Origin of the sequence: Streptomyces sp. NPDC051310, assembly GCF_044455245.1 — a bacterium.
Classification (GTDB): Bacteria; Actinomycetota; Actinomycetes; order Streptomycetales; family Streptomycetaceae; genus Streptomyces.
This window is the reverse complement of record NZ_JBITEO010000001.1, coordinates 452,046-464,918: the sequence shown is the minus strand read 5'-3', so window position 1 is coordinate 464,918 and position 12,873 is coordinate 452,046. Positions and strand designations below refer to the sequence as shown.

At 66.3% G+C, this 12,873-nt stretch carries 4 protein-coding genes; all 4 read left to right on the top strand.

Annotated features, from left to right (window positions below; translation table 11 throughout):
• Positions 1 to 95: 95 nt before the first annotated feature.
• Positions 96 to 1,454 carry a VCBS repeat-containing protein gene (locus tag ACIA79_RS02095; protein ID WP_399426102.1) on the top strand — a complete coding sequence of 453 codons (1,359 nt, stop codon included), beginning with the start codon at positions 96 to 98 and terminating at the stop codon, positions 1,452 to 1,454.
• Positions 1,455 to 1,507: 53 nt separating this feature from the next.
• A complete protein-coding gene (locus ACIA79_RS02090; protein WP_399426100.1) occupies positions 1,508 to 5,095 on the top strand; it encodes a LamG-like jellyroll fold domain-containing protein in 3,588 nt (1,195 codons plus the stop codon).
• A gap of 191 nt (positions 5,096 to 5,286) precedes the next feature.
• Positions 5,287 to 12,135 carry a polymorphic toxin-type HINT domain-containing protein gene (locus tag ACIA79_RS02085; RefSeq protein WP_399426098.1) on the top strand — a complete coding sequence of 2,283 codons (6,849 nt, stop codon included), beginning with the start codon at positions 5,287 to 5,289 and terminating at the stop codon, positions 12,133 to 12,135.
• A 29-nt stretch (positions 12,136 to 12,164) separates the two neighbouring features.
• Positions 12,165 to 12,845, top strand: a complete 681-nt coding sequence (locus tag ACIA79_RS02080) for a DUF6193 family natural product biosynthesis protein (RefSeq protein WP_399426096.1) — start codon at positions 12,165 to 12,167, stop codon at positions 12,843 to 12,845.
• Positions 12,846 to 12,873 lie beyond the last annotated feature (28 nt).

The following is a 12,873-nucleotide window of genomic DNA, read 5'->3' as shown; positions in this document are numbered from 1 at the left end:
CACCACAGCCGGCGGCAGCGGCGACTGGGTGCGCCGGAGGTGCCGACTACGACTTCAACGGTGACGCTCTGCGCGACACCGTCATCGCCGACCCGATGGCCACCGTGAACGGTCAGGAGAAGGCCGGCCTGGTCAACGTGGTGCTGGGGGGTGGCAAGGGGACCGTCCAGGTCTCCCAGGAACTGGCCGGAGTCCCTGACGCGGCGGAAGCGGGTGACCAGTTCGGCTTCTCCTTCGCCGTGTACGACGCCAACAGCGACGGATGCAGTGACCTCGCGATCGGCACGCCGTACGAAGACGTCGCCGATGTCGCGGACGCGGGACTGGTGCAGCTCGTCCACGGTTCCGCTGCCGGCCTCGGGACCAACGGCACCATAGGCTTCCGCCAGGGTGTGGACGGCCTCATGGGGGAGGGGTCGGAACCGGAGGACTGGGTCGGCTACTCGATCGCGACGACCGTGTCGAAGACCGGGGTCCCGTACCTGATCATCGGTGTGCCGGGCGAGGACGTCCGCGGACTCACCAACAGCGGTCTGGTCACCTGTATGTACGGCCCGGACTTCGCGCTGGCCTCGGTCGGCCAGGACAGTCCAGGTGTCTGGGACACCACCGAGGCGTACGACCAGTTCGGCGCGTCCGTCGTGGCCACCGGTCAGCTCTTCGTCGTCGGCGCGCCCGGCGAGTCCATCGATACCGACCTCGCGGCGGGCGCGGTGCACGGCTTCCGGCCCTCGATCAACACGGACGGCATTCCCACACCCGTCTTTGCCATGGGGCAGGATCGCCCGGCAGGGGCCGAATCAGCCGCCGAGCACGGTGACCGCTTCGGCACCTCCGCGGCCCTGGTGCCGTATCGCCCTTCCGGCTCCGCGGTTGCGGGTGACTGGTTGCTCGCGGTCGGTGCCCCGAGCGAGGACCTGGTGGGCGCCGTCGACGCCGGAGCCGTGCGGACCTACCACATCACAGCGGCGGGCAGCGTGACGATCCTGAACTGGATCGACCAGAACACGGCCGACGTCGAGGGCGCGGCCGAACCGGGGGACTTCTTCGGGCAGCGTCTGGCTGCGGTCAACACCTCACCCACCACGGTGAGCACAGCCTCGAGCATGCGCCTCGCCATCGGCGTGCCGGGGGAAGAGTCCTCCGAGGAGCAACGCGACAAGGGCGGCGTGCATGTCCTGCCCATGGTCGGTGCCCCCGGCATCGGTGACACCTGGATGGAACCCGGCACCGGCATTCCGGAAACCTCCGGCAACCAGCTCCTGACCGGCATCAGCCTCGGCGCCACGCGGGCCTCGCTGTTCGTCGGTCTGCCGTACGGGGCCGCACCGGGACACGCGGTGTACGGCTTCCCGTGGACGGCGGCACAGGGCTCCGCCCCGACGCAGACGTGGCGCCCCGGCGAGGGCGGCATCCCGGCCGGCGACGGCGCGTTCGGCACTGTCGTCGGATGACACGGACACGTGGAACCCGCGACATCGACATGAGCACCAAGGGGAGTGGAAACGTGTCCGCACGGATACGTCGCAGCACGCTGCTGCGCAGCGCGGTGGTGGCCGCGACGGCAGGCGCCGTCCTCACCGCCGGAATGAGCGGGCTCCAGACGCCCGCACCCGACAGGAAGACCCAGCCGGCCGCTTCGGCGGCCGGGACGGAGTTCGAAGCCCGTGCAGCAGCCCGTGAGGGCGGCAAGCGGGTCGAGGTGCTCACCTTCCGGACCGACCGGCGCGAGGTCTTCGCCGAGCCCGACGGCACGTACACCGCACGGGAATACACGCAGCCGGTGCGTACCGTGAAGGCCGGCAAGTGGGTCGACATCGACACCACGCTGATCAAGCGCGCGGATGGTTCGGCCGCTCCGCGGGCTGCGACGACGGACCTGCGCGTTTCCTCGGGCGAAGCCGGCAAGCCGTTCGTGTCCTTAAGCCGCGCAGGGCGCGAACTCGCATTGACCTGGCCCTACGGCGAGCTTCCGGCGCCGGCCCTCGACGGCGACACAGCCACCTTCGTGGACGCCCTGCCCGGCGTCGACCTGACCGTGCGCGCCGAGGCCGACGGCTTCGGCCACCTGCTGGTCGTCAAGACGCCCGAGGCTGCGGCCGACCCCCGGCTCGCCAGAGTCGACCTGGGCCTGAAGACCGGTGGTCTGAAGGTCGAGGAGGACGCCACGGGCGCCCTCAAGGCCGAGGACGCGGCGGTCGGCGGCACCGTGTTCCAGGCGGGCAAGCCCACCATGTGGGATTCAGCCGCAGTGAAGGAGGCCGCGGCGGTGCCGCGGGGCGGCACGAAGGCGGTTCGGCGGTCCCTCGCCACGGTGGCTCCCGCCCCGGCCCCCGCTCTGGACGGGCCCGGAGGCGGTGGCAAGGTGGCTCCGCTCGGCCTGGAGATCAGCCAGGGCAAGCTGAGTCTGGTGCCGGACAAGAAGCTGCTCACCTCGGCCGACACGGTCTTCCCCCTCGTCATCGACCCCATCCAGCGGACCACCTCCCGCACTGCGTGGACCGGTGTGATGTCCGGTATGCCGACCGAGCAGGACTGGAAGTACTCCGGTAGCGCCGGCGTGGGCAAGTGCCCCACCGATTACCACCCGGTGTCCTGCAACGGCGTGGGAGTGCGGCGGCTGCTGTTCACGATGCCCATGTCGTTCTACAAGGGCAAGCAGATCCTGGGCGCCACGTTCTCGGCCAACGTCGAGCACATCTACAGTGCCCAGCCGACCGCCGAGCCCATCCGCCTGTACCGGATCGGGAGCGGCAACTACTCGATCACGTCGTCCAGCAACTGGAGCAACACGCAGGACGACTGGACGACCCACTTGCAGACGGTCGACACGTCCATATCCCCGACCGGGTCCTGCTCCAGCCGGGCGAACCTGCATTTCGAGAGTGCGAGCACCGGTGCGCTTGCCAACACGGTCAGGTCCGCCGCCAACGCCGGCGTCACCTCGATGACCCTGGGCCTTCGGGCCAACGACGAGAGCCGGTTCGCCGAGTGGAAGCGCATCTGCGGCAATGCGTACCTGTCCGTCAGCTACAACACGCTGCCGTCACAGATCACCGCGAGCATGATGTCCAGTGACCCGGGTGGCGGCTGCAGGACCGGCGCGGCACGCCCGTACGCCGAGGTGCCCCCCAAGCTCTCCACCGAGGCGCGTGACCCCAACCACGGAAACGGTCACACCGACAAGGTCATCGTCGAGTTCAAGGTCGAGTGGACCGACAGCGCCGGTGCGGCACAGTCGTACCTCGCCAGAACGCCCAGCTACCTCGCCCCCGTGGCCGGCACCAAGTTCGAGCACACGGTGAAGCGCACCATCCCGCAGAACCGCGTCATCTCGTGGAGCGCCCGAGCCTTCGACGGGGACGGCTGGGGACCTTGGTCCGCGTCGAAGTGTGAGTTCATCTACGACGCCACACTGCCGGGCAAGCCCAATGTCGTGTCCAAGCAGTACCCCTCCGACACCGTGTACCACGACGGTGTGGGTTCGTACGGCACCTTCACCTTCTCTCCCAACCCGAACGACGCCGTGCCGGACACGGACGTCGTGAAGTACCGGTACGCCTTCGATTCCACTGCCTCGCCCGCCACCACGGTGGCGGCGGCAACGCCGGGCGGCCCCGCATCGGTGTCCTGGATGCCGACGAGGGACGGCCTGCACTGGCTCGAGGTCGTCGCTGTGGACAAGGCGGAGAACCCGAGCACGACCCATCGCTACGAGTTCCGGGTGAGCGAGGGCAGGCCGGTCACCGGCCAGTGGAACCTCGCCGACGAACCGGGCAGTACGGAGGCTCATGACGAGCGCGAAACCTACTCCGCGACGGCGGGCACCGGCGTGACGTTCGGCGTGGAGGGCCCCGGCGGCAAGTCGGATTCCGCTGCGCGGTTCGACGGCACCTCGAATGCCTTCCTCGACACGGAGGAGACGGTCATCGACTCGTCGAAGGGCTTCACCGTCAGTGCCTGGGTCCGTCCGACCGACCTGACCCATGACATGGCCGTCGTCAGCCAGGACGGAACCGGAGAGCCCGGCTTCACCCTGGGCTACGACTCCATTCTGAAGACCTGGTCCTTCGAGATCCCGGTGACGGACGTCGACACCATCGGCGAGTTCCGGGCAGCGGCCACCGGCCTCATGGTGACCGCGGGTGCCTGGGTCCACCTGACCGGCGTCTACGACGGTGAGAAGAAGCAACTGCAGCTGTACGTCAACGAGACCCTCAGGGGCTCGGCCCAGCGTCCGGCCGTGTGGAAGTCCTACGGCCCGCTCCAGATCGGCCGCTCGACCGCCAAGACGGGCTACCGGAACCACTTCAGCGGTGACCTCGCGGAGGTTCGCGTCGCCGACCGCGTACTGCCCGCGGCCCAGATCGCCGAGATGATGCGGGTCAAGCCGGAGCGCAAGGGCTACTGGGCACTCGACAGTGCGACCAGCGGCACGTCGGCGAACACCGTTGAGGGCGGTCCAGCGTTGTCGTTGGCGGACAACGCGTACATCTACACTCCGCCGAAGGACGACTTCCTCGGCGAGGCCCCGCTCGTGGGCACCGGTCACCTGGTGCTGGACGGCACCGGCGACTATGCCTCCACCGCAGCGGCGCCGTTCACCGGGGCCTCCAGCTTCACGGTTTCGGCCCGGGCGAGGCTCACCTCGCTCGACCCGGTCAAGCCGCAGACGGTCCTTTCGCTGCCGGGTACGGCCGCCAACCGGGTGGTGGTGCGCTACCGGCCCGGGGCCGACGGTGCCCATTGGGAGCTCGCCGTCGCGACGTCCGACACCGCCACCGCAGGCGTGACGTCGCTCGTGGACGACCAGGAACTACCGGACACGGACAGTTCCGGTCAACACCTCGCGGTGGTGTACGACGCATTCGCCAATGAGATCCGGCTGTATGTCCAGGGCCAGCTGGCGGCGTCGGCCCGTGGCACGGACGCCACCACCTGGGCTGCCAACGGCGGCCTTCAGGTCGGCCGCTCGGCCATCGGCGACAGCGAGTTCTTCGCGGGGGCGCTCGACGAGGTACGTGCCTATACGGGCGCGGCTGATTTGACCGCCGTCCAGAAGATGGCGGCCGGCACTCCGCTGCCGGACATGTAACACCGCGGGGCGTGTCGACTCCTGCTCCACAGTGGCCCGCCCCGCGTTTCCTGCTCTTCTTCCGACTTCTAACGGCGGAGTTCCTCATGCCTCTACGTGGCCGATTGCTAGGCCGCCGCATGCCCAGATCCATGGTCGCAGCCACGGTGCTCGGCCTCTCCCTCGCTGTTTGCGGTTCAACACTCACACCAGTGGCATTCGCCGACGACAAGGGCCGGCAACGGCCTGGTGTGCAGAACTTCGGTGACCCGGTGGAGGGAGTCAACGGAAAGGTCAAGCCGCGTCCCTCGGACCCCACGCGCGATGCTGCGGTGCAGCGACTCGGCACGACCGCCTGGCCGGTGCAGGGCAGCGCCGAGTTGCCCTTGACTGCCTTCGGCGCCAAGTCACCCACCACGGTGAAAGCGGGTGGTCTTCCGGTCGCCGTTACAGCGTCGGCGAAAGCGGTGAGCAAAGCCGGATCGCCTGCCGCAAAAGCTGCCACCACGCCCGGAAGGGTGCGTGTTGACGTACTGGACCCGAAACGTGCCGCCGAGATCGGCGCCGGAGCACTCCTGCGTGTGCAGCGCGCCGATGGTGAAGAGCGCGCTGTCGGCGTCCGGCTGACCGTTGATTACGCGGCTTTCGCCGAAGGCTACGGAGGTAACTACGGTGCGCGTCTGCGCCTGGTGCAACTGCCTGCGTGCGCGGTGGTGGCCCAGCCCGGCAGCAAGGCGTGCCCGGAACTTCCCACATCGCTTCCCACCGTGAACGACACCGAGAAGCACATGCTTTCGGCCGAGGTCACCGCCCTTCCCGCGGAGACCGGGCCGTCAGCCATGGCCGTGCAGGGCGAGTCCCTGCTGGCCGTCTCGGCGGGCCCGTCGTCGGCTCAGGGCACCTACAAAGCCACCGCGCTTGCACCTTCCGCAAGCTGGAACGTGGCGACCTCATCCGGGGGGTTCAGCTGGAACTACCCTCTGCGCACAATCCCTACGCCGGGAGGTCTGACGCCCACCGTCGGCCTGGGGTATTCGTCCCAGTCCGCTGACGGCCGGACATCCATCACCAACAACCAGGGCTCCTGGATCGGAGAAGGCTTCTCGTACGATCCGGGCTACATCGAGCGGCGTTACAAGCCCTGCTCGGACGACGGTCACTCCGGCTCCGGGGAGCAGTGCTGGGCCTTCGACAACGCCACGATCCTGCTGAACGGCAGCGCCGCCGAGATCATCAAGGACGACACGACCGGCAAGTGGCATCTGTCGAACGATGATGGCTCGAAGATCGAAAAGCTCACCAGCCTCGCCACTGGAAACGGTGACGACAACGGCGAGTACTGGCGCGTCACGACCACAGACGGAACCGAGTACTACTTCGGTCTGAACCGTCTGCCGGGGTGGGCCGCCGGCAACGAGGAAACCAGATCCACGTGGACGGCTCCGGTCTTCGGTGACGACTCCGGGGAGCCGTGCTACAACGCCACCTTCACCAGCGCCCACTGCCAGCAGGCCTGGCGCTGGAGCCTCGACTACGTCAAGGACACGCACGGCAACGTGATGTCCTACTACTACGCGCCTGAGACGAACCACTACGCCTTGAACGGCAAGACGGATGTCATCGGAACCGCCTACCACCGTGGCGGTTATCTCAAGCGGATCGATTACGGCCAGCGAGACGGTTCGGTATACGCCGCCAAGGCCCCGGCCCGTGTGGTTTTCAACGTCGCCGAGCGGTGTCTGCCCACGACCGACTTCGACTGCGCAGAGAGCAAGCGCACCAAGGCGAACGCCGCCTACTGGCCCGATGTGCCTGTCGATCAGGAGTGCGCGCCCAACACCAAATGCACCGTCGGTCAGACCTTCTGGACGACCAAACGGCTGACCGGCGTCACGACGCAGATGCGGAAGGACGCCGCGTCCTATCAGGACGTGGACGCGTGGGCCTTCACCCACCTGTTCACCGACAACGGTGACGACTCCAAGACGCTGTGGCTGTCGAGGATCGACCACGAGGGCCGGGTCGGCACCACAGTCAAGCTACCGACGCTCGAGCTGTACGGACAGCAGCTCATCAACCGGGTGGACGCGGTCGGTGACAACATCGCGCCGTTCCACCGCTTCCGCCTCGCCACGGTGCTGAGTGAGACGGGCGCTCAGTTGGACATCAACTATGCCGCGACCGAGTGCACCAAGGCGGGCCTGCCCAAGCCGGGTGAGTCGACGAAGCGCTGCTATCCGGTCAAGTGGGCGCCGCCGGGCTACATCGAGCCGGTCACGGACTGGTTCCACAAGTACGTCGTAGCCGAGATCGTCGAGACGGACCGCACCGGCGGCGGCGCCAGCCTCGTCACACGGTACGACTACCAGGGCGACGCCGCCTGGCGTAAGGCTGAACCGGATGGCATCACCGAGGACAAGTACCTGACCTGGGGTTCATGGCAGGGCTACGGCAAGGTCAAGGTCACCAGTGGGAGCGCCACCCAGCAGACCACCCGAGTCGACTACACGTTCATGCAGGGCATGGACGGCGACAAGGACGCCGGCGGCGGTACCCGTGCGGTCAGAGTCCAGGACTCGACCGGAGCGGAGTACGCGGATGCCAAGGAGTTCACCGGATTCGAGCTGGAGACCGCCACGTACGACGGGGCCAATCCGGTCTCCAAAGTGATCAGCACGCCGTGGAAGCACACAACCGCGACTCAGAAGCGGAGCTGGGGCACCACGTATTCCACCCTCGTCAGGACGCAGACGACCCGCGGGTTCACACCGTTGTCGGCAGGCGGCTGGCGCGAGACCAAGTCGACCACGAAGTACGAGACAGCGAACCGTACGGGACGGGTCTACGAGGTCGAGGACCTCGGAGACGTCTCAACGGCCGCGGACGACACCTGCACCCGTACCTGGTACGCGGACAACGCCGCCGCGAACCTGCTTTCCCTGCCGTCTCGCAGCGAAGCCGTGGCAGTCGGTTGCGGAACTGCTCCGGACCGCAAGACCCAGGTCATCACGGACGAGCGTACGTCCTACGACGGAGGCGTCTTCGGTGCGGCTCCCTCGAAGGGCGACCCCACCAGAACGGAACGCCTGACCTCGCACGACGGCACCACCGGCACCTACCAGACCACGGGTACCACCCTGTACGACGCTTTCGGCCGTCCCACGTCCCAGAAGGACGCGAGCCTGGCCGAGACCAAGACGGCGTACACCGACGTGAACGGTCTGATCTCCAAGACTGCGGTCACCAACGCCCTCGGGCATGTCACGACCACCGATTACTCCGCCGCTTGGGGGCAGTCGCTCGGCCAGACGGATCCGAACGGCAAGCGCACCGACCTGGCGTACGACGGTCTCGGTCGGCTCACGGCCGTGTGGCTGCCGGACCGCGCCAAGTCGCAGACGCCGAGCATCAAGTACACGTACAACGTCCGCCGGGACAAGGTCGTCGCGATCAGGACCGAGAAGGTCGAGATCGACGGTTCGTACGGCTCCGAGTACCAGCTGTACGACGGCCTGCTGCGGCCTCGCCAGATACAGACCGAGGGGCCGAACGGCACTCGCATGGTCGCCGACTCGTTCTACGACGGGACCGGCAAGGTGAGGAAGACCAATGAAACCTACAACGCCGCCGGGCTTCCCTCGGACGACCTGCTGATCGTCCACAACGGCGAGGTCGGGGCCCAGAACCTCTTCGAGTACGACGGTCTGGGGCGCAAGAAGGCGAGCATCTTCGCGGTCTCCGGGGTGGAGCAGTGGCGGACGACCACCACCTATGACGGCGAGCAGGTCCATGTCGATCCTCCGGTCGGAGGCATGCCTACGACAAGCATCACGGACGCCGGTGGCCACACCACGGAGATCCGGCACCACCATGGCACCTCTTCCAGCCCCAGCGCCGGCTATGACTCCACCAAGTTCACCTACACCCCGGCAGGAAAGCTGGCGACGGTCACCGACGCCAAGGGCAACGTGTGGCAGTACGAGTACGACCAGCTCGGTCGGAAGAGGAAGTCGATCGACCCCGACGCCGGCACTTCGACGAGCACGTACGACGAGCTTGACCGCATAGTCGCCGCAACCGACGGTCGCGGTACGAAGACCTCGACGGTCTACGACAAACTCGGACGCCCGCTCACCACGTGGGCGGGAGAACCGAACACCGGCATCAAGCTGACCGAAACCCGCTATGACAAGGCGGGCTGGCTTGGACAGGCGTATGCGTCTCTGCGCTATATCAGTGCCACCGAGTACTTCGGATCTGTCACACAAGCCATGGACGACTTCTACCGTCCGCTCAAGACAGCGTATGCAGTGCCCGCGTCGCAGGGCGCGCTCGCCGGTACATACGTCTTTACGTCGGCGTACAACCGCGACGGCACAGTACAGTCCTCCGGAATGCCGGCCGCCGGTGACCTCCCTGCAGAGGTGCTCACCTACGGCTACGACGACCTGCAGCGTCCGACGACGCTGACCGGCAGCACTTCGTACGTCACGAACACCGTCTTCTCCAAGAACAGTCAGTTGCAGCAGCTTGAGCTGTCGACAGGTTCCGGAAAGAAGGTCTGGCAGACCTTCGACTACGAGAAGGGGAGCGGTCGACTCACACGTTCCCTCGTGGACGTGTACGGGGCGCCCGCACCGGTGAAGGAGTCCAGCTACTCGTACGACCAGGCCGGCAACGTTCTGTCGATCTCCGACACGGCCAATCCGGCTTCACCGGACGTGCAGTGCTTCGCCTACAACTACGGCCAGCGCTTGTCGGAGGCCTGGACCCCTGCCTCTTCGGCGACGAATGCGGCGGGATCCGGGACGGTCGGTACGGCCGCTCCCGTTGCGGGAAGCAAGCCCAGCGCGTGCCAGGCGACCCCCGGAGCGAACCCGCTGGGTGGTCCGGCTCCGTACTGGAAGTCCTACGTCACGGACGCGATCGGCAACCGTACTTCGGAGACGGTGCACGACCTGGGGCTCGACGCTACGAAGGACATCACCCGCACCTACACCTACGGTGCCGCGGGCGTGGTCGGTGACGGACCGCACCAGGTCACCAAGGTGGTCGAGAACACACCGACCGGCGACAAGCAGTCGACGTACGAGTACGACGACTCAGGCAACACGACCAAGCGTGTGACCGGCGGCGATACCCAGGCCCTGGAGTGGGACGTTCTGGGCAAGCTGCAGAAGGTCAAGGAGGTCGACGGTACCGAAACGTCCTACCTCTACGGTCCGGACGGCAGCCGGGTCCAGCGGAAGGATTCCGCCGGCACCACGATCTACCTGCCGGGCATGGAGCTCAAGCTTCCCGCCGGTGGTACGAGCGTCGAAGCCACGCGCTACTACTCCCACGCAGGGCAGACGGTTGCAGTCCGTACGGGCGGCAAACTCTCCTTCATCGCGGCCGACCATCACGGCACGGGCGAGCTGGCCATCGACTCGACCACCGGAGTCGTCTCGCAGCGGCGCTTCGATCCGTACGGTCTGGAACGCGGCAAGGCAACGGGCAACTGGCCGGGCGAGAAGGGCTTCGTCGGCGGCACTCTCGACGGATCCACAGGGCTCACACATCTCGGGGCCAGAGAGTACGACCCGGTGATCGGAAAGTTCATTTCCGTCGACCCGGTCATCGATTACACCAGCCCCCAACAGATCAACGGCTACGCCTACGCCAACAACAGTCCCGTCACGCTGTCCGACCCGAGCGGTCTGTACCCGTGTGCACCGGGACGCCCGGACAACGCGACGTGCGGTGGCCCGTGTGACATCTTCTGCGTGGGTGTGGGCGGCACGGCCACTCCGGCGGAAACCAAGGCGAAGCAGGAAGTAGAGCAAGCCAAACAGCAGCAGACCCAGGCCACGCAGCGAGTCAAGCAAGCGGCCAAGCAGCTGATCAAAATTGTCCGCGACATCCTTGGCGTGGACGCGGCACTCGACTGTTTCTCCAGCGGAGATCTCGGTGCGTGCGGAGAGACGCTGCTGAACGTCGCGGGCAGCTTCGCCGGAGGCCTCGCGGGCAAGATCCTCGCAAAGTATGGCGTGCCCTGGAAGTGGGCTGACGGGGCGAGGCTCGCCAAGCGGGTCGCAGGCCTTGTCGGTGAGCTCATCGGCGGCGCCAAGGACATGTTCATGGCGTCCAGGGCGGTGAAGAAGGCCGAGACGGCCCTGGCAGCCGCCCGGGAGAAGGCCCAAGCGGCCTTGGCCAAGGGGAAGCAACTCTTCGGCCCGAAAAAGTGCCACAGCTTCCTCCCGGGAACCATGGTGCTCCTGAGCGACGGCAGCACCAAGCCGATCGAAGAGGTTGAACTCGGTGACAAGGTCACTGTCACCGACCCCGAGACGGGCGAGACGACGGTCCGCGAGGTGGCCGGCACGATCGTCACCGAGGACGACAAGAGCTTCGTCGACCTCACCATCAAGGGGAAATCGGGTCAGCCGGAGGCCTTGATCGCCACGACGACCCACCCGTTCTGGGTCGGCTCCGAGGGCAAGTGGGTCGAGGCCGGCCACCTGCGGCCGGGCATGGCGCTGCAAACCCCGACGGGCGAGACGGTCGAGGTGGCAGCAACGCGCCACTTCGACAAGCGTCAGCGAACGCACGACCTGACCGTCACTGGCATCCATACGTACTATGTGCTGGCTGGCGCGACCCCGGTCCTCGTCCACAACTGCAACGTGGCGCTGGGGCAGAAGGCGGAAGGCACCTATTCATGGGCGGACGGTAAGGGGTTCAAGCACTTTGGCGGCTATGCCCCTGACGCATGGCAGGGCCCAGTGGAGAACGCGATCCGGGACTCGTCGGTGACACTTCACGTAAATCTCCGCGGCTTGGGCAACTTCACTGAATCGGCGAAGGCCGGGCTCCAGCCGGGAGCGTACGCCACTGATATGGAGATGGGCTGGATCGCCAGAGCTGTCGGTAATGGCGAACGGTCATGGTCCTCCATTAACTTCTATCGACCGAACGCGAAGGGGGCTCTTGAAAGAGTCGATGTCGCGGAACCAGATTGGGCGAGCTTCGGCAGGCTCCGGCCCTTCATATCGGATGCAGGGAAGTTCTGTGGCTGCTAGCAAAACGAACCGAAGGGGGGTTCACGAGCATGGATTCGCTTGACCCTGGTCTCTACCCAGACCTCCTCGCTGCGGGCGGCCTTATCTCGGCGATGGAGCTAGCGTCGGCAAAGAAAGATCTCGACCTGGGGCGGCTCTACAGCCACTACGCATCGGGACCTGGCCTGCTAGCCACGGCTGAGCTGGATTCGAGTCGCGGAAGGGCTTCTATTCAGCTCGGTAGCCAAAGCAGGACCTTCTACGTAGCCATCCAGGGGCAGGGATTCACGTGGGCTGAGGGTGCCACTGATGATCTAGGCGATCTGATTGAGGCATTGGCTGCGTGGCGGGATGGCATTTCGGTGGATGACTTCACTGGAAGGTTCCCATTCATGACGCTGGGGCGGCTAGCTAGAGCCCACGAGTCGGGAGACTCGGTACCCGCTCAGTGGAATTGGTTGCGGACTGCTGAGGAGTTTTCCGAGGAGCGCCCGCTAGTGGACGCGGCCTACGCAGATGGTCGGTTCGGCTATTTCTTCCCAACTCTCAGCCATGGAACGCTACGGCTTAGATCGGTGCGCCGAGAGCAAAGGGCACAGGAAGTGAGCATTACTCCACTTTCTCGAGGTTCCTACCGTGTGGAGAATCCTCGATTGCTCGACCCGACGGTCGTAGATTCTTTGAGGGAGGCTCTTACTGTGGCTTCTGAAGCTCTCGCGAGTAACGAATAACACGTTCACTTCAGTAAATGAGGAGCCC